The sequence below is a fragment of the Anaerolineales bacterium genome, assembly GCA_003105035.1.
In the GTDB taxonomy this organism is placed as follows: domain Bacteria; phylum Chloroflexota; class Anaerolineae; order Anaerolineales; family UBA4823; genus FEB-25.
Map to the genome: position 1 here is coordinate 78,960 of PQAL01000033.1, position 22,067 is coordinate 101,026.

General features: G+C 53.7%; 21 protein-coding genes. 18 read left to right on the top strand and 3 right to left on the bottom strand.

The window, feature by feature from the left end; genetic code table 11:
• Together C3F13_13370 and C3F13_13375 are read right to left on the bottom strand one after the other, a co-directional pair.
• Positions 1-621: a hypothetical protein gene (locus tag C3F13_13370; GenBank protein PWB51427.1), complete on the bottom strand. Its 621-nt coding sequence runs from the start codon at positions 619-621 to the stop codon at positions 1-3.
• On the bottom strand, positions 618-1,670 hold the full coding sequence (locus C3F13_13375; GenBank protein ID PWB51428.1) for a hypothetical protein: 1,053 nt from the start codon (positions 1,668-1,670) through the stop codon (positions 618-620). Before C3F13_13375 ends, C3F13_13370 begins: the two co-directional genes overlap by 4 nt.
• Before the next feature lie 143 nt (positions 1,671-1,813).
• Between C3F13_13375 and C3F13_13380 the strand changes: the two genes are divergently transcribed.
• Positions 1,814-3,466, top strand: a complete 1,653-nt coding sequence (locus C3F13_13380; protein PWB51429.1) for an amidohydrolase — start codon at positions 1,814-1,816, stop codon at positions 3,464-3,466.
• A 6-nt stretch (positions 3,467-3,472) separates the two neighbouring features.
• On the opposite strand, the gene C3F13_13385 is transcribed toward C3F13_13380, so the two are convergent.
• Positions 3,473-4,183 (bottom strand): hypothetical protein, encoded by a 711-nt coding sequence (locus C3F13_13385; protein PWB51430.1) that lies wholly within the window; start codon positions 4,181-4,183, stop codon positions 3,473-3,475.
• Between the two features lie 298 nt (positions 4,184-4,481).
• On the opposite strand from C3F13_13385, the gene C3F13_13390 reads away from it, so the two are divergent.
• From C3F13_13390 to C3F13_13470, 17 genes are all read left to right on the top strand, one after another.
• Complete coding sequence (locus C3F13_13390) at positions 4,482-5,351, top strand: hypothetical protein (GenBank protein ID PWB51431.1); 870 nt, start codon at positions 4,482-4,484, stop codon at positions 5,349-5,351.
• Positions 5,352-5,505: 154 nt separating this feature from the next.
• Positions 5,506-6,144: a chloramphenicol acetyltransferase gene (locus tag C3F13_13395; protein PWB51432.1), complete on the top strand. Its 639-nt coding sequence runs from the start codon at positions 5,506-5,508 to the stop codon at positions 6,142-6,144.
• Between the two features lie 468 nt (positions 6,145-6,612).
• A complete protein-coding gene (locus C3F13_13400; protein ID PWB51433.1) occupies positions 6,613-8,160 on the top strand; it encodes a hypothetical protein in 1,548 nt (515 codons plus the stop codon).
• A 73-nt stretch (positions 8,161-8,233) separates the two neighbouring features.
• Entirely contained in the window at positions 8,234-8,995 is a 762-nt protein-coding gene (locus C3F13_13405) for a carboxymethylenebutenolidase (GenBank protein ID PWB51434.1), read from the top strand.
• 2 nt (positions 8,996-8,997) lie between these two features.
• Positions 8,998-9,270 carry a hypothetical protein gene (locus C3F13_13410; GenBank protein PWB51435.1) on the top strand — a complete coding sequence of 91 codons (273 nt, stop codon included), beginning with the start codon at positions 8,998-9,000 and terminating at the stop codon, positions 9,268-9,270.
• A gap of 151 nt (positions 9,271-9,421) precedes the next feature.
• Positions 9,422-9,988: a hypothetical protein gene (locus C3F13_13415; protein PWB51436.1), complete on the top strand. Its 567-nt coding sequence runs from the start codon at positions 9,422-9,424 to the stop codon at positions 9,986-9,988.
• Between the two features lie 22 nt (positions 9,989-10,010).
• Positions 10,011-10,571 (top strand): nitroreductase, encoded by a 561-nt coding sequence (locus tag C3F13_13420; GenBank protein ID PWB51437.1) that lies wholly within the window; start codon positions 10,011-10,013, stop codon positions 10,569-10,571.
• Between the two features lie 120 nt (positions 10,572-10,691).
• Positions 10,692-11,327, top strand: a complete 636-nt coding sequence (locus C3F13_13425) for an NADP oxidoreductase (GenBank protein PWB51438.1) — start codon at positions 10,692-10,694, stop codon at positions 11,325-11,327.
• Positions 11,328-11,517: 190 nt separating this feature from the next.
• Entirely contained in the window at positions 11,518-13,437 is a 1,920-nt protein-coding gene (locus C3F13_13430) for a hypothetical protein (protein PWB51439.1), read from the top strand.
• A 1-nt stretch (position 13,438) separates the two neighbouring features.
• Entirely contained in the window at positions 13,439-15,958 is a 2,520-nt protein-coding gene (locus tag C3F13_13435) for a hypothetical protein (protein ID PWB51440.1), read from the top strand.
• A 114-nt stretch (positions 15,959-16,072) separates the two neighbouring features.
• Positions 16,073-16,636, top strand: coding sequence for a tRNA nucleotidyltransferase (locus C3F13_13440; protein ID PWB51652.1), 564 nt, complete (start codon positions 16,073-16,075; stop codon positions 16,634-16,636).
• A 54-nt stretch (positions 16,637-16,690) separates the two neighbouring features.
• Positions 16,691-17,140: a hypothetical protein gene (locus C3F13_13445; GenBank protein PWB51441.1), complete on the top strand. Its 450-nt coding sequence runs from the start codon at positions 16,691-16,693 to the stop codon at positions 17,138-17,140.
• Positions 17,141-17,191: 51 nt separating this feature from the next.
• Positions 17,192-17,983, top strand: a complete 792-nt coding sequence (locus tag C3F13_13450) for a hypothetical protein (protein ID PWB51442.1) — start codon at positions 17,192-17,194, stop codon at positions 17,981-17,983.
• The gene (locus tag C3F13_13455) at positions 17,980-19,431 is read left to right on the top strand and encodes a 4-hydroxybutyryl-CoA dehydratase (GenBank protein PWB51443.1); all 1,452 of its coding nucleotides are present in this window, start codon (positions 17,980-17,982) and stop codon (positions 19,429-19,431) included. The genes C3F13_13450 and C3F13_13455 overlap by 4 nt, the downstream gene beginning before the upstream one ends.
• Positions 19,432-19,434: 3 nt before the next feature.
• Entirely contained in the window at positions 19,435-19,911 is a 477-nt protein-coding gene (locus C3F13_13460; GenBank protein ID PWB51444.1) for a nitric oxide synthase, read from the top strand.
• A 44-nt stretch (positions 19,912-19,955) separates the two neighbouring features.
• On the top strand, positions 19,956-20,468 hold the full coding sequence (locus C3F13_13465) for a hypothetical protein (protein PWB51445.1): 513 nt from the start codon (positions 19,956-19,958) through the stop codon (positions 20,466-20,468).
• 623 nt (positions 20,469-21,091) lie between these two features.
• Positions 21,092-22,015, top strand: coding sequence for a hypothetical protein (locus C3F13_13470; GenBank protein ID PWB51446.1), 924 nt, complete (start codon positions 21,092-21,094; stop codon positions 22,013-22,015).
• Positions 22,016-22,067: the final 52 nt, after the last annotated feature.

The following is a 22,067-nucleotide window of genomic DNA, read 5'->3' on the forward strand; positions in this document are numbered from 1 at the left end:
TTATGAAGTTGTTTTCAGAATCCACTTAAGCCAGGTAGCCTGTGGGGGAATGATATCGGGTAAGCCGTCAAAATTAGCCCAGAATAAGTCAAAGACCGCGTTATCGACGGTAACGGACCAACTTTCTGGCGTAGGGTCTGGGGCGCTGAACAGGAAAAAGTGGCGGATGCGCTGGTCAGTCAGGGCTTCATCCGGCACCCAACCCGTAATATTATAGGTGACATAACAAGGGTTTTGAAAGGAGTCATGCTCCACATAACGCACCTGAGTGAAGCCTTCTGCCTGGCGCAAGACTTCAACCGGCAGTCCGGCACGGAAATGTGCCCAATCCATGCTGGCGATGTCCGGACGTGAGTAAACCGTTGTTGAGTGGCTGGTCAGTCGAACTCCAGGGGGTGGTGGGTCATCGGCCTCACCTAGCAGGCGTACGAGCACCAGGCTATCCAGCCCACTTTCCTCAGCGGCTTCACGGCAGGCGGCTGCCTGGATGTCTTCACCCGGATTAACCGTCCCAGCTGGGATCTGCACACCCACATGCGGATGGTTGAACAACAGCAGCTGCGTGCCATTATTGCCCGGACGGGTGATAAAGCAAGTAACCTTATTGACCGCCTTGCTCATAGCAATGTGAATTCCAGCTCCACATAGGGGAGGTTGTCTGTGATGCGCCGCGACCTGCCCTGCATGAAATCGCCCACCCAATTTCCCGGTTGGGAGGCCTGCGGGTGGTCGAGTAAATCGGCATAGATGCACAGCTCCTTGAGCTTGAGGAACCGGGGTATCTGCCCCAACCAATAGGGGGAAATACTAAATTCCTTTCGGTAGCCAGCCAGGTAATTGGCAAGGAAGGTTTGGGCAAATTCACGGGCATGCGCTTCGCTCGTGGGATTATCAAGCACCATGCTATCGAAGAGCGCCATGGCTATGTCGATGGCGAACCAGCCCCACTGGCAATCATCGAAATCGATGATGACCATACTGCCATCCGGTTTAATGAGGAAGTTGGCGAAGTGCAGGTCATCATGAATCATGCCGAAATCTTCCTGCGAGCGAGGCAGCTGTTTGAGTTCTTCAATCAGGTCCTGCAGCTGCTGGCGCGCCGGGTCGGAGCTGCCAGTTAATTTTCGCGTAGCTTCCAGAATCTCGTAAGATTCAAACCAGGTGGGGCGGGTGAGCCCCGGATCCTCTGGCTGGTACCTGGCAGAAATGCGATGAAACTTGCCTGCTGCCCTGCCGATGGATTGGAACAGACTGGGTGTCCAGGCTGAGACGGGGATGGTTTCCGCCAGGGTACCTTCTACTTTTTCAAAGGCAGTCAACGTGTAGCGCGATCCTTCGAATTCCAGGCTCTCCATGAGCAAGCCGTTTCTTGATGTCAGTGGTGAGGTCACTGGCGCAGCGTTGTTCGCCAGGTAGCTGACCCAATCAAGCATGGCCAGGGTCTGGCTGGGGGGGCAGTCTTCCACGCCAATACGCAGGATGGCCGCCTGATCACCCTGGGTAAATTGGTAGACTGCGTTGTAATGACCCCCGGAAAGCGGGACGAGGCTTTCAGGCGTGGTGCCATACAGCTGGCAGGCGAGGGCAAGCAGGTCAGGGTGGAGCATATAGTTGAATTGTACCAGGAGCAGTGCCAGGCAGTTTGGCGAAATGATACGTCTAGGTGACATTTGAATATGCCCGCTAACCTGTGTGTCAGAATGGCGACAGAAAATTAATCTCTACTATAATTAATCCATCCGTGGATGGTCGTAGAGACGCAGCACTGCTGCCTCTCTACGAATGACATTATTAAAGACATTGGTTAAAAACTATGATCTCCTATGATATTGTGCTTAACAATGGACGCATCCTGGATGGCTGTGGCAACCCCTGGTATGAGGGTGACCTGGCGATCCAGGCGGGGAGGATCGCCAAGATTGCCCCACCCGGCACAGCGCGGGGGAAACGAATTATCGACCTGGCAGGCAGGTTCGTCTCACCCGGTTTTATTGATATCCACACCCATTCCGACCTGTCCATTCTGGTCAACCGGCGGGCAGAGAGCGTAATCAGGCAGGGAGTAACCACAGAGCTGATTGGTAACTGCGGGATGAGCCCGGCACCTGTCGCTGAATCCCACCAGGTTGAGCTCAAGCGCTATTGGGGTCCGATCTCCGAGCAGGCAGATGTGACTTGGAGCTGGCGTACGTTCGGTGAATACCTGGACACCCTGGAGCAAGGCGGGCTGGGAATCAACATTGCATCATTGGCGGGGCACGGCGCGCTGCGCATGGCAGTGGTAGGGTTGGAGGAGTGTGCGCCTTCGAAAGCTGAATTAGAGCGCATGCAAGTCATGTTGGAAGAAGCGCTACAGGCAGGTGCAGTCGGTTTGTCGACTGGGCTGGTGTATCCACCGGGGTGTTTCGCTAAAACCGAAGAGATTATCGCCCTGGGTAAGGTGGTCGCCAGGTACCATGGCTTTTACGCCTCGCACATCCGCGGTGAGCGGGAGACCATCCTGGAGGCCGTAGCAGAAGCAATCCGCATTGGAAAGGAAGCCGGTATCCCGGTGCAGATCTCGCACAATGCCCCAAAATTTGGGGCATCCCAGGATGCCAGCGCCAACCTGCGTTTGGTGGAGCATGCCCGCCTGGGCGGGCAGGATGTGACTGTGGATAATGACCTACACACCGACCTGGGTCCTTCGCTCACCGGTGGGCTGCCGCAGGAATTTGAAGACCTGCCAGCCGAGCAGATTGCAGTCCTACTCAATGATCCTGAAAAGCGAGCCTCGATTCGCCAGGAGATTGTGGAGGATAAAAAGCCCGCATTTGGGCCTGTGGGGTTGCTCAAGCATGGCCAGTGGCACAGGATCACCATGCTTCACGCACCCCACAGCCAAGAGGTGGTAGGCAAAACCATCCAGGCTATTGCCACGGAGCGAGGCGCTGATCCCTTTGATGTTTATTTTGACTTGATCATCGCCAATGGGCACCAGGCGGAGGCGATCTTTGACTATATCGATGAAGCCAATATCCGCATCCTGCTACAGCACCCGGCAGTGATGATCTCATCCGATGGCCAGGTGCTGGCACCTTACGGTTTCCTGAACGACCCGCCGCCTTATTCCCCGTGCAGCTACGGAGAGTTCCCTGGCGTGCTGGAGCGGTATGTGCGCGACAACCCGGTGTTGAGCCTCCAGGAAGCCATCCGTAAAATGACCTCCTTCCCCGCCCAGCGCCTGGGGATGCTGGATCGCGGCGTGTTACGCCCTGGGGCCTTGGCAGACGTGGTGGTATTCGACCTGGAGCGCATGCACGACCGGGCGACCAACCTATACCCCCACAACTACCCGTTTGAGAACTTCCCCCACCAGTACCCGGAAGGGATCGATGTGGTGCTCGTTAATGGGGAGGTGGTGGTGGAGAATGGTGAGCATACCGGCGCATTACCTGGCAGGGTTTTGCGGCATGGCAGGGGATAAATTTTACTAGCCGACGGGATTGTGGCTGCCGAGGAAGCGGTATGCCCCAATCGATTGAATGAAGATGCTGATGATAGAAGCGTAGGCGATAATCTTTTGGCCAACCACCTGAATGACCAACCCCTGGGGTGAGTCGAAGCTGGGACCGTTGGTGAGCAGCAGGTAATACCCAATCAGCATCAAGCAGAAAACGGTGAATACCCAGGCGTACACCTTGGGATAGTGCTTATCAATGAACATGGCCGGCAGGTAGCATAGCACGGCCAGGGGGAACAAGCGGAAGGCCCAAATGACAAAAAACACGTGGGCAGATCGGGCTACATCGGCGGGTGCGAAGGCGATGCCCATGAAGCAAATTCCAGCCACTATTCCCAGGCCCGAGCCGACCCAGCTGAACACTTGTTGCAAGCGGCTGGTCCGGAAGAAGCGCGGGAAGATCACAAAAAAGAGCACCAGGCAAGCCCCCGCGGCTCCCAGCGAGATGATGAATAATCTGGCAGAGGTCCAATTAGGCTTGCCGGATAGGGCTGTCAGCATTCCCAGGTTACTCAGGAAGCTGTGGGTAAGCGAGTAGCCAGAGCGGGAATGATCGTCCACCGAGCCACCGGCATAGGTGAGCATGGCAAGCAGGGTGAGAATCACGAAGGCACCGCAGCCAATTGCGATTGCCAGGTACGAACGGCGGAGTTTTTGTTTGGAAGCTGCGTTTATCATCATAATCAGGACTATACACGTGTGTCAGGGGTGTGTCAAGGAAGTGCGGGTAGAGTCACCTGGGTTGAGACTCTTGGGCAGGTATTTTTATCAGGTACCTGCATCATCGATGGCCTGAGAATATTGGCTCGACCGAGCCAGGCGGATGGCAAACTTGAGGTAGGTGCAGCACAGGCAGAAATATGAATGACCTGCCTAGTGCTAAAGTCATTAAACGAAAATTCATGCAACATGGTATATATATAGGCAAGCATAATCTACGGAGATACTGCGGAAGGCTGTTACAGAGAGAGGAATATTCATGGAAGCCAGTGTGCCAGTGAAATATCGGCGGACGGTGGGTGAAGAGCTGCTCAGGCCGTATGGCGTCACCCTGGATGTACAGGACCAGATGTGGGTGACAGAGGCAGGCGGTGGAAGGGTGACCCAGCTGGATGGGGATGGAAAGCGGCTCAGGTCATTTGGCCGAGGGGAAGGCAGCCTGCTCAAGAAAATTGGCAGGTTGCACCAGCCAGCAGCAACCGCAATGGATAAGATGGGTAATTTTTATGTGGCTGATTTTAAATTGAGCCAGGTGCTAAAATATGACCCACAGGGCCACTTCATCAAGGCTATTGGGCAACACGGCAAGGAAGAGGGCCAATTCATCCATCCCTGGAGCATTAAGACCGATCCTGAAGGTTACCTGTGGGTGGTGGACCGGGATAACCATCGCCTGCAGAAATTTGACACTGAGGGTAACTTTATTGCCAAGATTGGCAAGACCAAGCAGGAAGGCCCGGGAGGTGGCGGGTTCAACCAGCCCAGTGACCTGGCATTCGACAGCGAAGGCAATATCTACGTGACTGACAAGCTGAATTGCAGGGTGGTGAAATTTGACCCGCAGGGGAATTACCTGGCAAAGTTTGGCAAGGTCGGCCAGGAAAAAGGACATTTTTCTGACCCGCGCGGCATTGCCATCGATCGTAACGAGCGCGTGTTTATCACCGATGCCTACCTGGATTACGTGTTGGTCTTTCACACCAGCGGGCGCTTCCTCTTCTCGTTTGGCGGCCCGTTCGATGTGGGCGGCTCGCTGTACCGGCCGATCGGGATCGCAGTAAATAGCCAAGGGACCATTTACATCTGTGACAGCCGCAACAACCGCATCATGATATTTGATAAAAAGTAAGCCAGCTACCACCCACATTGTGATATTGCCAACTCGGTTTTAAGTATTTATTGGCAATAGCTAATATAATCTACAATGAACCGCCATCCAGTCCTGTTGCTGAGCGGCTTGATTCGAGCGGGCGGGATCATTATTGCCGGAGGGAGGCTGATCAATGAGAATTGTTGATATGCAAACCTGGCCGAGGCATGAGCATTACCAGTTTTTCAAAGGCTTTAATCACCCACATTTCAACATGTGTGCAAATGTCGATCTGACGCACTTACGGCCGTACATCAAGTCGCATCAGATCTCATTCAGCGTTGCCATCACCTATCTCATCTCCAGGTCAGCCAATGCCATCCCCGAGTTCCGCTACCGCATGCGGGATGGTGTGCTCGTGGAGCATGAGACCGTCAGCCCATCGGTAACCATCCTGGTGGAAAATGACCTGTTCAGTTTCTGTTTACTAGAATATACCCATGACTTCCAGGTATTTGCCAACCAGGCAACGCAGCTGATCGCCTTGGTGAAGGAGAACCCTACCCTGAAAGACCCACCGAATCGCGACGACCTGCTATACATGACCGCCATCCCCTGGGTGTCGTTCACCAGTTTTACCCACCCGATGCGCCAGCACCCGGCCGACTATATCCCACGTTTCGCCTGGGGCAAAATTACTGACAATGGCGGGAGGAGCCAGATGCCATTAAGCGTGCAGGGTCATCACGAGCTGATGGATGGGATCCACATGGGCAGGTTATACATGATTTTGGAGGATCTCCTGGCCCATCCGGAGACAACCTTAGGATAAGAATCCAGCTGCTTGCTGAGCAGGCTCCTGGCTACACAAAATGGGGCAGGAACAGCCATTCATGCTTTAAGAGAATTCACCTGTTGTCCATGATAAATCGCATCGTGAAGATTTATCGACGATATGCTCGTCGGAAATGAGCTTAGGGAAACCGTTACTGAACCGGTTGCCAGGATAAACCGATCGATGCCCCAGCCCGCCAACTCGAACGAACCGATATCAGGACCACTGCCCTCCAGCCACTGTTAGCACCAATAAGACGATTTTCTTACTTGTGTAAGTCATCTATCCTGTAGAACCCGGGCATGTGTTCGCACTTATGATTGCGATACGATGCGGTGATGAGCTCAGAGGGATACGATGGGTATCTTTTAACTGTAGCGAATATTTAGGTTGAGAGCCAGAAATTTTTAGATATCAATTTACTTTGGATGTATACTAGATAGCCATGGCAGGGCGTGTCCAGATATGAATAAGAAGTTATTACCGATCATTCTGGTAGGGGTGATTTTTTTATCGGTGGTGATATTTTATGCTCCCACCAATAATTGGAATTGGGATCCTTCTTTTTATTACGCCCAGATCAGGTCTCCGATCATCGAGAATGATCTAAATTTTCGAAACGAGACGATCACGCGCGATATTTGTACACCCGCTACGGTGACCGGGCTGCAGGGGAGCATTTGGCCAATCGGGCCAGGCATATTATGGTCACCTTTTTTCCTATTGGCACACCTGTTCGTGTCTATCGTAATCCCTGCAAAAGCAAATGGTTTTTCTGTTCCCTATATTGCACTGGTTTCATTCGGCTCGGCGTTTTATGGAATGGCCGGTGTATTTATACTGTATAAAGTTTGTCGTTATTATGCTGGGAGATTCTTGTCCATAATCACCGTCTTGCTCACCCTTTTTGCCACGCCAGTGTTCTATTACATCTATCGCCAGCCGATTATGCCGCATTCTACCGGCTTTTTTATTGCCGCACTCTTGTTACTTTGTACCATCATGTTGATAAAGAACCAGATTGACCAGAAATGGAGTGGATTGATATTCGGCGTACTGGTCGGGTTATCTTTCCTGTTACGCTGGGCAGGCATCCTGGTGGTTATCTTCCCCCTGGTGTACTTCATTAGTGCGATTACTCAATCCGTTAAAGCCAGGGATCCGCGTGAGTTACGGCGTTGGATTATTCAGATATTCGTGGGGGTACTCAGCTTTGTCCTGACGATATCTCCTCAATTGGCCTTGTGGCAGCGTTTATATGCGAATTTTCTGGTCATGCCCCAGGGAGCCGGCACATTTGTCGACAACCTCCTGCCGATTAACCTTTTCAAAGTCTTTTTTGATACCAATCGAGGCATCATATTCTGGTGCCCGTTTGTGTTAATTGGCATGCTTGGCATCATTCGCATTCCTGAACTAAAGCTTCGCATTCCAGGCCTGATTTATCTGGTCAGCCAGATCATCATCATTGGATATCGTCTGGATTGGTTCAGTGGGGGTGGCTTTGGTGCACGATATTTTGTGGAGCTACTCCCCATGCTTGCCGTGGGTTTCATCTGCCTGGTGCGTGGTTTTTCGGAGAAGCCAGTTGCGCGGGTGGCTTTAGCCATCCTGGCCGCCGCCCTGATCATACATCAATTCGTTTTAGTCTATGTAGTTGAGCAAGCGATCAATAATTGGCTGAATTTTGCTGATTATCTCAAAGGATTACCGCTCGGGAAGCGCTGGCAGCTCAACAGCTTGATCCGGCTGGTGAAAAATCCAGGATTGTGGTTCGAGTTCCGGCCTTATACCAGCTTACTCAGGCAATCGATCCTGGTCAACCTGGTTTCAGGTGTGCTTGACCTTCGTGCTTATTTAATATCTGCAACCGCCGCCGTATTAGCACCCTTGGCAGTTGTACTCGTTTTATGGACGAAAAAACTGAAACGGAGTATGCTGCTACCTTATATACCGATAGGAGTAGTCATGTACATGGTTACCTGGGCAGTATATTTGACGGTGGTAGGTTAAAAATAATCTTTAGAATAATGAAGCTGATATAACAATTTACGCTGAATAACTGCTAAAGGGAGGAAGTAATCTCATGTATACCACAGATCTATATGAAGGCATGCTTGCAGAGACCGTTATCCTGCCGGGTTACCACGCAGACCTGATCAATGCATATTTTGCCCGGCCGCTGGGGGCGGGGCCATTCCCCGGCATGCTGCTCATTCACCACCTGCCCGGTTGGGATGAATGGTACCGCGACACGGCCCGCAAGTTCGCTGAGCATGGCTATGCCACCCTGTGCCCAAACCTGTACTTCAGGGATGGGCATGGCACCCCTGAAGATGTCGCTGCCAAGGTCCGTGGTGCGGGAGGTGTCGCTGATGACCAGGTGCTGGGCGATGTAGCAGCTGCCCTGGCAATGCTGCTGGCCTTACCGTATGTGAACGGCAAAGCAGGTGTCTTCGGGACGTGCTCAGGCGGCCGGCATGCCTATCTATCGGCCTGCCGCATCCCGGGGTTCGCCGCCCTGGTGGACTGTTGGGGTGGACGGGTGGTGATGGCACCCGAGGAGCTGACCCCCAAGCAACCAGTGGCGCCAGTGGATTACACCACCAGCCTGAGCTGCCCGGTGCTGGGGATCTTCGGCAACGATGACCGCAGCCCCACGCCACAGCAGGTGGATGAGCTGGAAGCCGCGCTGAAGAACCACGGGAAAAATTATGAATTCCACCGTTACGACGGTGCCGGGCATGGTTTCTTCTATCACAACCGGCCCAATTACCGCCAGGCACAGGCCGTGGATGGTTGGGACAAGGTCTTTACATTCCTTAACAAACACCTGAAAGGAAGCTGAGCATGTGCACCATGATTGCCAAACAAGTGAGCGTCACGGGGAGTGGGAAGGCTACAAACAGTTGGTTCGCGGTTGACCAGGCCAGCGTGAGCTATGACCATCCTTTCGATATGCCCCTGGAATACAGCCTGAACCTCGACTTCACCAACCAGGGCAGCGGACCAGGCGCTCGCGTGGCTGTGGAGCTGGATGCCGAGTCGGCTCGTAAGCTGGTGGCTGCGATCCAGGAAGTGCTGAGGCAGGCGGAAGCGGGTGGATTCCTGATAAGAAGTTAGCTGGTGTTAGGGACAGCCCGCGTGCGAAGGGTAATGTTAATATGCGGGCATGGGGAACCAAACCTGCCCGGCGTTTTGGTATCTATACGCTTGCGAACGAGTACCCGCACTCTTGAGCAAATAGCAGTTTTTTGAGGAGGCACTTACCCCCATGGTAGAGATCGTACCTTATAAAGACAGCTGGCCAGCTGAATTTTATAAAATCGGATCGGCGCTGAGGCAAGGGTTGGGTGAGCTGGCATTGCGCATCGATCACATCGGCTCCACCTCGGTCCCCGGATTGGATGCCAAGGATATCATCGATATCCAGGTGACCGTCGCTGCGCTCACAGAGACGGTACGCCAGGCGATGCTGGTGCTGGGATATACCCCGCTTGAGCACATCGCCAGCGATCACCGCCCGGCTGGGGCAATGGGGGCAGAGGAGGACTGGCAGAAATGGTATTTCCGCCCACCTCAAGGACAACGCCCCACCCATTTGCACATGCGCGTGCAGGGGCGAGCCAACCAGGGCTATCCGCTCCTGTTCCGCGACTACCTGCGGGTACACCCGGCGACTGCCCAGGCTTATGCAGAGCTGAAGCGCCGCCTGGCAGCCAACCTGGCTGACCCGGAGACATACCCTGATGTGAAAGACCCCGCCGTCGACCTGATCTACCTGGCGGCCGAGGAATGGGCAGCAGCCACCAGCTGGGAACCTGGTGGGTCGGATTGTTAGCGATGCTTGGAGAGGTAAAAACATGGAAACCTTGCAATCTATTCGTAATCGTTGCAGCTTGAAAGCACACATCTCCGCCCGGGAGATCGAGCCGGAAAAGATCAATGAGATCCTGGAAGCCGGCAGGCTGGCAGCTTCTGCCCGTAACTACCAACCCTGGCGCTTTGTCGTTGTCCACGATAGGCAAGTGGTCGGGGAGCTGGTCCAGGCGTTTTCTGAATCGAACCAGGTAATCAAGGATGCACCGGCTATCCTGGTCGTGTGCGGGCGGGCTGCGGACGATGTGATCCGCGATGGTCGGGAGTATTACCTGTTTGACATCGGCCTGGCAGTGGCGAACATGGTACTGGCTGCCACCGACCTGGGTATCATCACGCACCTGATGACAGCCTTTGATGAATCGCAGGTGAAGCAGGTCTTGCACCTCCCCGAGGATGTGCGTGCAGTGGTTGCTACACCGCTGGCTTACCCCCTGGAACCTACCTATGCACAGGCTGCCAGCGAGCGCCTGGCGATGCGTACGCGCAAAGACCTCAAGGAGCTGGTTTACTACAACCGCTGGAGTGAGGTTGAGCCGGCTTGAGGCGACTAGAATAATCTTATTAGCTGGTACCAATCACCAACTACCTCGCGCGTGGGTGGATTGTAACGCTTCAACCGTTGTACACATCTAAAAACGTGAATCTGTCCATGGGAGGTAGCTATGGATGTGACGATGATTGGTACTGGAAAAATGGCGCGCGGTATCTCCACCCGCCTGTTGGTGGGGGGTCATCAAATAACTCTGGTCGGTCATACTGCCGGGAAGGCTGAGAGCCTGGCCGCCGAGCTTGGTGCGATCGGTAAAGGACGCATCGAAGTCGCCCATGCTGGCGTGCTTGGTGGCGAGGTGGTTTTTCTGGCGGTTCCCTACGCAGCAGCGCAATCTGTTGTGGCCAAGTATCGTGAGCGACTGAAGGGCAAGGTCCTGGTAGATATCACCAATCCGATGAATTTTCAAACGCTGGAGCCGACGAGCCCCGATAACATTTCCGGTGCAGAGGGGTTGGCGAAGCTGTTGCCAGACACCACGCAGGTGATCAAGGCATTTAATACTGTTTTTAGCCGAACCCTGCCCGAGGGGCAGAAAGCTGGTCAGGTACTGGACGTCTTCATTGCCGGGGACGATGCCGAAGAGAAGGCAAAAGTATCCCGCTTAATCGAAAGTGGTGGCATGCGCCTGATCGATACCGGGCCGCTGAAACGTGCCCGTCAGCTGGAAGCGTCGGGGTTGTTGCACGTCGCCCTGCAGTCGCAGGTGAATGGGGGATACAGCACCGCCTTCAAGCTCATCATCTGAACGGGAAACTTTGCCTGGTAAGCCAGCGTGGTTATCAACATCTCACCTGCCGGCTATCATATTCATTTATATTTGGAGGAGTAGACGGGTAATCCTCCCCTGGGTGGTCCCTGCCTGTGTGAATTTCGAATAATGATAAAATAATCTGATTACTGTAACGGGAGTATTCCCTCGTTAGGAGAATTGGAACATGATCTGCCCTCACTGCCAGACGGATAACCCCGATGCCGCCCACTTCTGCTTGCGATGCGGGCAGGAATTACTCCGTAAGTGCAGCAACTGCCATTCAGAGCTACCGATGGGGGCTCATTTTTGCATGCAATGTGGACAGCCAGTGCAGACCGAGACCAGCATTGACAGCCAGCGTTTGAGCCAGCTGGCTGCAGAAGCTCCCGGTGAGCTGGTGCAAAAAATTCGTACCGAACTATCGCTGGTGGCGAAGCGGCCGGCTGGAGCACTGCGGGAACAGCGGGTAGTCACCACCCTCCTTGCAGATGTGGTCGGCTCAACCGGCCTGTCAGAGAAGCTGGGCCTGGAAGCCTGGACCGAATTGATCAACACCGCCTTCGATTGCATCGCCAAGGTTATATATAAATATGAGGGCACAATCGCCCGGATTCTGGGTGATTCGTTGCTGGCGTTCTTCGGGGCGCCGCTGGCACATGAAGATGACCCTCAAAGGGCCATCTCAGCTGGCTTGGAAATTATCGAGCAAATCCGCCTCAATTGCCATGAACATAATGCCACGCATGCTGTCGATTTTAAAATGCGTGTGTGCATCAATACCGGGCCGGTGATCATCGGCGCGGTGGGTGGAGACCTGACCTACGATTACAACGCGTCTGGCGCGACCATCAACCTCACCTCCCGCATCAAGTTTGCCGGCAAGCCGATGAGCGTATTAGTCACCGGTAACACCTATCCTTTTATATCCCCGTACTTCGAATGTCACGACTTGGGCTCCGTCAGTGTGAAGGGCGTGTCAAAACCGATGCGTGTCTACCAGGTGATCTCGGCACGCTCCACCCTCGGGCGCACGCGTGGCTTTTCGGAACTGGCCAGCCCGATGGTCGGTCGCCAGCAGGAGTTGGAAACATTGATGAACACCTGCGATGCGGTGAGGGCTGGGTTAGGCCGGGCGGTCCTGATCACGGGTGAGCCGGGTCTGGGCAAAACTCGCCTGATCCAGGAATGGCAAAAAGCCGTTGAAGCGAAAAATGAGCGCGGTTACCGTCAGACCCCTGCCAGGAGCTGGGTGACTGGACGCTGCTTATCCTACCAGCAAGGCCAGGCTTACCAATTACTGGTAGATCTTTTACGTAACATGTTTGGCGTGACAGCTGGTGACGATGAAGGGCAAACACGGGCCACGCTAGAGATGCAACTGCAAAGCCTTCTGGGTGATCGGGCAGGGGAGATATTTCCCTTCCTGGCTCACTTGCTGGGATTGAAATTAGAGGGGGAGGCCTGGCAGCGCACCCTGGTCACCGATCCGCAGGCAATGCAGATGCTCTATCTCAAGGCCATGGAACAGTTACTGCAAGCTATCATGCAGCACACCTCCCTTATCCTTGTGCTGGAAGACCTGCATTGGGCGGATGACTCATCCATCGAGGTCTTCACCAAGCTGCTGCCGTTAGTGAACAGTGGGCCGATCCTTTTCTGCCTGGTGACGCGCATGGAACGCGAATCAGCGGGCTGGAAACTGGTCACGGCTGCCCGCCAGCTCTTGGGTGGAAGTCTGACCGAAATCAGCCTGCAGAGCCTGTCTGAGAAAGACAGCCGCTCATTGGTGGCCAACCTGCTGTCAATAGAAACGCTGGAGAACAGGGTGCGTGGGCTGATCCTCGACAAGGCTGAAGGTAACCCCTTGTTCCTCGAAGAGGTCATCCGCATGTTGATCGACCGGGGGGCGATTTCTTTCAAGGATGGCGCCTGGATCACTGAGCAGGAGATCAGCCCACGTGACATCCCCGATAACCTGCAAGGGCTTTTGCTGGCCCGGATCGACCGCTTGCCATCCGAAGCACGCTACACCTTGATGGTGGCATCGGTGATCGGGCGCAACTTCCTGGTCAAGGTCCTGTCGCAAGTACTTGGAGGAGCATAATATGGGCTTATTCAACAATCTGAGCGCATTGGAATCTGCCGGGTTGATCCAGGTGGCGAAGGTCGAGCCTGATCTCGAGTACCTGTTCCGGCATTCGATGGTTCAGGATGCTGCTTATGCCGCCCTGCTGGATAGCGACCGAAAGCGCCTGCACCTGGCAGTCGGCAATGCCATTGAACAACTCTATCCAGGCAGGAAGAAGGAATTTGCTGCCATTCTCGGCAACCATTTTAAACTTGCCGGTGAGGAAGAGCATGCCCTGAGCTATTTCATCCTTGCGGGCGATGAAGCCTTAAAGGTCTATGCCAACGCTGAGGCTGAGCTGCAATATCGCAGTGCCCTCGAGTTAAGCTGTTGCTCTGGGCTAGACATCGCCTGGCTTTATTCCGGGCTGGGTGAAGCGCTATACCGCCAGAACCGTTTTGTGGAGTCAGCCGATGCTTTCCAGGAAGGGATAAAGATTTATCGTGCTTGTGGCGACAATGACGGGGTGGCACGCCTGTATGCCCGGCTGGCACGCGTGGAGTGGTATGACAGTAAGCGACCTAAGGGGCTGCAAACCTGCCTGGTGGGCATGAAAGAAGTGCGCGATGCCCCCGATAGCCAGGGCAAAGCGATGCTGATCCACGAGACTGCCCGTGCCTACTACTTCAATGGGAATTCAGAGAAAGCCCTTCCGTTGTGCCGGCAAGCCCTGAAAATCGCGGAGCAGCTTGGCGATACATATCTGCAGGCCGATAGCATGGCTACTCTGGGTATCCTGTCTGGCATCACCCCCGAAGAATCGCTGGAGGCTTTGGGTAAGGCGGTCGATCTTGCGGAAGCCAACGGCTACATGCAAGTGGCGCTCAGAGCTTATATCAACCTGGGCACAATGACCCGTACCTGGCGAGGAGATAACGAGACGGCCTTGCGATGCTTTCGCCGTTCTGCTGAGCTGGGCAAGCTGCGCGGTGTTGCTTCGGAGGAGCAATTGGGCCTCTCAAGCTATATCAGCTGCCTGTTCGCTCCTGGAAGGCTAAAAGAGGTCAGGGCAGAGCTGCCAAATTTGGAAAAGCTGGCCAGCCAGATGCCCAATCCTGAGCCGAACCTGGTCTTGATCAGCTATCTTAAGGCGATCCTGACAATCCATGAAGGAGATTGGGATAGCGGTCTGGCAATCTTCTGGCAAATCCTGCAGCGTTATCGTGAGTTGAAAAACAAGGAATCAGAATTGAGCGTGCTTGATGAGCTTAGCTGGATGATCCTGGAAAAGCAACGCTGGGGAGAACCAGCCGACCTTGTAAAAGTGGAAGAGCTGCTTAATACCGTCCTGGAAATCGTCAAACACAAAAGTTCGAAGGAGCTGATCTGGGTTTACCCGCGCATGGCCATGCTGAAAGCCCGCCAGGGGAAAATTGAAGAAGCTGAACAATGGTTAGAAAGAGCACAGCAACGGATGCCAGGTTCCAGCTCGATTTGGGATGAACGCTTCATGCAGGAATGCACCATGGAGATCGATTTTGCCAGGCGAGATTGGGATCAGGCCCTTAGCCAGGTTGAAAAAATCACCCGCACGGATGCGCGCCTGGGTTTCAGGGTAAATTATGCTCGCAGCTTACTGAGCTGGGGAGATATGCTAATTATGCGAGGTCTTTCAGGTGACCTAGAAACAGCCGAAACCCTGTTACGGCAGGCAATCGAAGAGTGCAATGCCATGGGTATTGGTCACTACCCGGATATTGCCGGAGCTAAGCTGGAGGTCATCGGGGCAAGGCAGCACGCTCGCACGCTTGATCATGAGAAGATGACTAGGGAGCTGAAAAAAGCCCGCCGTGTGCAAGAAAGCCTGCTGCCCGATAAACCGCCCCAACTGGCCGGTTGGGATCTCACGGTGATGCTTGAACCTGCCCACGAGACCAGTGGTGATTTTTACGATTTTCTGATGCTGCCGGATGGGAAGTTAGGCTTGATTATTGCCGATGTTACCGACAAAGGCACCGGTGCGGCTTTATATATGGCATTAAGCCGTTCCCTGTGGCGTACATTCGCGGTAAACCATCCCGAAGAGCCTCAACAAACCCTGGCTGAAACCAACCAACGCATTATGGCAGATACGCACGGCGGACTATACATCACCCTGTTTTACGGAATCCTCGAGCCCCAGGAAGGTGCTTTTCGGTTTTGCAACGCCGGGCACCTGCCTGGATTACTGCAACGCGCGAAGGATGGTGAGATAGAGCAGCTTAAACGCACTGGTATCCCGCTGGGTGTGCTGGAAGCCGCCGGGTGGAGCAAAGAAGGGCTGATCATGGAGCCGGGGGATGCTCTCGTGTTGTACACCGACGGGATTACTGAGGCACAAAACAGCGCTGAAGAATTCTATGGCCTGGAGAGACTGCTGAAAACTTTAAAACGGGCACAGGGTAAACCTGCTGTTGAAATTCGCGACCTGATTTTGAGCGACTTGCGGAACTGGGTGGGGCAAGCAGAGCAGTTCGATGACATCTCCCTGATGGTACTGGTAAGGGAGAAGAAGTAACCAAGGTGTAAATTCAGCGTTACTGTGGGTGAGGAAATTACATCTTCCCCCTCCAACCTCCCCCATTGCGATGCTTAAAAATAGAGGAGGGTAAGAATGGCGATCATTCTTGCAATCGAGTCATTTGATCGGTTTGTTATGCAACCACCCAGTATGCCTGAAATGAGCGCACAGGCTGCCCTCCAGCTGGTGAAACTGTTCGATGAGCAGCACATCGCAGTGATCCTGGATGGGGGATGGGGGGTGGATGCGCTTTTAGGTGAGCAAACCCGCCGGCATGCCGACCTGGATATCGTCATTGCATATGACGACGTGATCCGTTTACGCAGCCTGCTTGAAGGTAAAGGATATGCAGATGTGCCTCGACCGGATACACGCCCGGTTAATTTTGTGATGGGCGATGCTCAAGGCCACGAGGTGGATATCCACACCTATTCGAAAGACCGTCTTAATCACCCGGAGCAAGGGCTGGATTACCCACTCGAGTCATTCTATGGCGAGGGTCGTATCCTGGATTACCCGGTCAGGTGTATCGATGCGATCAGCATGGTGCAATTTCACACCGGGTACGAGCTGGATGATAACGATTACCGTGATGTAAAGGCACTCTGCCTGCGGTTTGGTATCCAGATGCCAGCCGAATATAACAGGTTCGAACAGCCTCAGCCCGACGAATAATCGCGGATTGCTTCAGCATGGATATTCAAGTTGAAGTATGGAAGAGGAGATCTTATGGAACCGAGTGAGATTTTTAGCCAGTGGGGTCAGGTGCGGGCAGACCTGATCACCACCATCGACATGTTCAGCGAAGACGAGCTCACTTTTACACCCTTTACGGGCTCATGGCCGGTGGGGCAGATTATGCTGCACATCGCCGACTGCGAAGATAACTGGCTGTATGGTGTGGTTCAACATCAGATACAACCCTGGATATCCTATGATTTAGCCGATCATCCGACCAAATCTGCGATCAAGGCGATCCTGGAGCGAGCGCATCTCCGCACCATCCAGCTGCTTGAAGACTTGAACGAAGATGACCTGGATGATAAGTATAAGCTCCCGGATGGCAGTGTAATCCGATTGCGTGGGATCATCTGGCATGTGCTCGAGCACGAGATCCACCACCGCGGAGAGCTTTCGCTGGCATTGGGGTTGTTGGGCCGGGAAGGCCTGGATGTGTAGACACCCAGGTTATGGCAATCTTGATTTGTAAAAGGATCTCAGGAAACCGGCTTGATTGAGATTAATCCCAGCCAGGTAACACCGAAATTTACCACCTTGTTTGAGAGAGGTATCCCAACGGGCATCCGCTGTATCGCAGTGCTCGGGGGCGGCAATGCTGGCAGGATATTCGTTGACGACCTGGCAGATCCGCGGTTGGGTTATGTGTGGGAGCAGGATGATGGCACCTTGTACCAGGGTGGAGCAGTGGATGCGGCACAATTGCTAGAGATGGTTGCTTTGCTCAGGCAGACTGGCATCGTCGCCCTTGCCTTCCGCGAGAATGATCCCATGCTCGATATTTTTCCTCCGCAGCCGGATGCCGGGGCAGAATGCCTTGAGCTGGAGCGTGCCGCTTCAGGTAGCGACCTGACGCCTCACCTGCAACTCCCCGCAGGCTACCAGGTTTTCCACCTGAGCTATGAGCTAATTGAAAAAAGCCCACGACTCGGAGATACCCTGGCCCGCTATGTCGGTCTGGAGAGCTATCTCGAAAGCGGATTAGGGATCTGCCTCCTGCACGGAGATGAATATGTATGTACTGCCCGGGCAGATATGGAAGTGGATAAGGTGCGAGAAGTGGGCATTATCACCGAGCCAGCCCACCGCGGGAGAGGGCTTGGTACGATAGCCGTCGCGCACCTGCTCAACTGGTGCGATGAGCTAGGCTGTTCAACTTACTGGGATTGCGCCCGGTATAATATCGGCTCAGTGAAGATCGCTCACAAGCTTGGTTATGGCAACCAGCGAGAGTATCGGTTACTCGCCTGGTTCCCACCCAGGAAAGAAGTCAGGATAGGATGAACTTTCAACCCATTCGAAATACCCAGGATTTTTTAGACAGCTTGCGTGGCAGGCAACTCCAGGTGTACCTGATGGGCGAGCGCGTGGTGGAACCGGTTGACCACCCGCTGATCCGCCCATCGGTGAATGCCATGGCGATGTCTTACCAGCTGGCAACCGATGAGCCTGACCTGGCGACAGCAACCTCACCCTTTACCGGACAAGCGGTGAACCGTTTCCTGCACATCGCCACGAGTGCGGAGGATGTCGTCTGGCAGAATAGAATGCAGCGCAGGCTGGGCCAGCTGACCGGCACGTGCTTCCAGCGCTGCGTCGGCATGGACGCCTTGAATGCGCTGTATTCGGTAACCTACGAGATTGACGCAAAGTATGGCAGCTGCTATCATTCCAGGCTGAGGGCGTTCATCAAAGAGATGCAGGTAAATAATTACGTCATTGGTGGGGCAATGACGGATGTAAAGGGTGACCGGAGTAAAAGCCCATCTGAACAGGCGGATAAAGACATGTACCTGCATGTCACCCGGCGTAGCTCGCAAGGCGTGTACGTGCGAGGTGCCAAGGCACACCAGACGGGATGTGTCAATTCCCATTGGCTGATCGTCATGCCAACCTTGCGCTTGAAGCCGGAAGAGGGCGATTTCGCCATCGTCGGGGCGATACCGGTTGATGCGCCGGGGATTACTTATGTGATCGGCCGGCAGTCGTGTGACACGCGCCTCCTGGAAGGGGAAATCGAGGCAGGCAACGCCAATTACAGCGGGCAGGAAGCCCTGATCATCTTTGAAGAGGTGTTCATCCCCAACGAGCTGATCTTCATGGATGGGGAGACGGAGTTCAGTGCCATGCTGGTGGAGCGCTTCACAGCCTTCCACCGCCGCAGCTACGTGTGTAAAGCTGGCGTTGGTGATGTGCTCATCGGGGCAGCCGCCACCGCGGCAGCCTATAATGGGGTGGAGAGGGCCAGCCACGTGCGCGACAAGCTGGTGGAGATGACCCTGCTCAACGAAACCATCTATGCTACAGGCATGGCTTCATCGTATCAAAGCCAGGTCACGCCAGCCGGATCGTACCTGTGTGACCAGCTGTTGGCCAACGTGTGCAAGCAGCAGGTGACGCGCATCACCTACGAGATGGCGCGCCTGGCGCAGGACCTGGCCGGTGGCTTGCTGGTTACCCTGCCCTCCGATGCAGATCACCGCACCGCCGAGACCGGAGCTCTGCTGGACAAGTATCTCAAGGGCCGGGTGGATGTGCCCACGGAAAACCGCAGGCGCATCCTGAGATTAATCGAGAACCTGACCCTTGGCCGCAATGCTGTCGGCTACCTGACTGAAAGCCTGCACGGGGCGGGCTCTCCGCAGGCCCAGCGCATCCAGATTCAACGCCAGATGAACCTGGAGGTCAAGCAGAAACTGGCAAAAAACCTGGCAGGTATCAAAGAGGAGTGATTTATGGAGATGTTAGTGGTCTATGATTCCCAATATGGGAACACCGAAAAAATCGCCCAGGCGATTGGGAAGGTCTTGCAGGAGCATGGGAACGTGACGCTCGTCAGGTTGGGGGAAGTGAAGCCTGATCAGCTGGCCGGGTTGGACCTGCTGGTGATTGGCTCTCCAACCCAGCAATTCCGGGCAACGGAAGCCATGCGGACTTTTTTAAAGGCTCTCGCCCCAGGTGGTTTGAAAGGCGTGAGAACCGCGGCCTTCGATACCCGCCTGACCCAGGCTTTTATCGATAAACATCCTCCCCTGGGAATCTTCGAGAGGATTTTCGGATATGCCGCGGGGCGGATCGCCAAGGCCCTGAAGCAAAAAGGTGGTCAGCTGGTACTGCCTCCGGAAGGATTTTATGTGGAAGACACGCCCGGGCCACTGGTGGAAGGTGAGCTTGAGCGGGCGGGGATGTGGGCGGGCAAGATATTCGCATAGCCGTATTTGTTGGTTGAGATATCAGGCAAAAAGAGGTCACACACATGAAAAAATCGATGGGATTATTTATTTTGCTACTGTTCGCATTGCTGCTCCCTGCCTGCTCCCTGGTTGGCAGCCAGGGTGGGATGATAAAGCCAGGTGATAAGGTGGGAGACTTCCTGGTAACCCAGGGACAGGAAGGCAACTTTACCTATGGATTTACCGTGGCGTGCGCTCAAATGAGTGATGCAACTACCTACACCTGTGAAGCCATAGTGGGAGAAAACATTTACGTCTCCACCGGGATCTATGTAACCGATAAAAATGCGAGCCAGGAAGATATACTGACCAATTCCAAGTATCAGCTGTTCATCAACGACCAGCCAGTGGACCTGGAATCCTTTGGCTTGGTTGAGTACACCCACCCGGGCGCGGAAGAGCTGGGGATGATCCACTTTGCTAACGTGGTGATAACCACCGATAGACCCGGCGAGATCACCGTTCGAGATGAAGGGGTGTATGATAATGGAGAGCCGTTTTCATCCACTTCCACCTATGTATTCAGCCAGCCGTAAGCAAGCAGGTAAAGAACTGTAACCATCGTGTAACTAGCATTTTGTGGCTAATGGGAAACCTGGCCTTTTACCACTGGGAAATATCAGAAGCTGGGGAGGCGGTCGAGCCCGTCGCCATGGCGTTCATGTAAGACCTACTGTGCATATATGTGCTGCCGAATCAGCACACCAGGTTTGGCACGCGCAAGTAATTCTTCAAGGCATTTGTTGGATTGAATATTCAATCATAGCGAGGCGATGGGGTAGGTAATCTCCCTGGGGGCAGCTGATCAGCTGCGTGTGGAGGTGCACACCGCCACAGTGACGCGCAGCAACGTCCGCCTTTATGAGAAATTCGGCGTCAGGTGCATGGAAGCAAACACGGTATGGCAAACTGGCATTACCGTCTGGGCATCGCTAAAGCCAGCTCAGTCAGGGTTTGCAGGATAATATTTTACAAAAACAGGAGAATTATTTGACGTTGTGCTCACTACCTAAATGGGGAGGCTGATCGAGGGGGATGCAAATGCATGCTGAAACGTTGTTGACTAAGCTTATTTTTGGAGTATAGTGAAGTTACAATTTTTCAGATTCATTGGTTAAGCTCTACAACAAAAGCACAGAAGCTTCATGGGGAGGAGAACATGTCGCCTACCGTTGCCATTACGATGATCGAATCCGGTCTCGGCAGCATATTAACCGGCACTGTCCTTTATCTGGTGCTTTCACGGGGGAAACAAGCCTACCACTATGTGTTTGCTGCATTTTTATTTATCTGTTTTATCTGGGATTTGGGGACCTGCCTGCTCATGATCAGGAACGATCACCTGAACGAGCTGCCGCTTATTGGAATGATCGCTATCCTACCCTGTATTTTCATCCCAGCATTAATCTTCACCTTCGCGAATTTATATACGGAACGACCGATCAAATGGGCGCTCATACTGGTGTGGGTATTGACAGCTTTGACTTGGGTTCCGATTTTCATGGGTCTCATATACAAGATAGAAGGTATTTATTTTTATGATTGGGGAAACATCTTCCGCGTAAAACCTACGATCCTCAATTATTTCATCTTCATTTTTTGGTTTGGGATCAACCTCCCGGCGATATGGCTGCTTTACAGAGGCATGCAACGTGAAAAATCTCCGGTGAAGCACCGCCATTATGTATATATTATTTCTGGCTTCTTGGTGGTCACCTTTTCTGTCGTCAAAGCGCTTGTGACAATGAATATAAACGCAGCGTTCCTTCTCCCCTTGGGGATGTTTTTAAACGATATCCTTGTAGCTATCATTGGGCTGGCGATCATTAAAGATCAGCTGTTCGACATCACCGTAATCGTCAAGAAAGGCACGATTTACTCGATCCTGGCGGCCATCCTGATCTTCGTTTACAGCTTCGTCGAACACATCCTGGTGACCTATGTAGGTGAAAAGGTGGGCGAGAATTCGACTCTGCTACACCTGCTGGCAGTGGGGGTTGGGATTGCCGTGCTGATGCCACTCAAGAGCCGCATTGAACGCAGGATTGAGGGGTATTTCGCCCACCGCAGCCTGCAGTTCTAATCTTATCTGAGAAGGGATGCTGATGGATATGATTGGAATATGAAACGCTTAT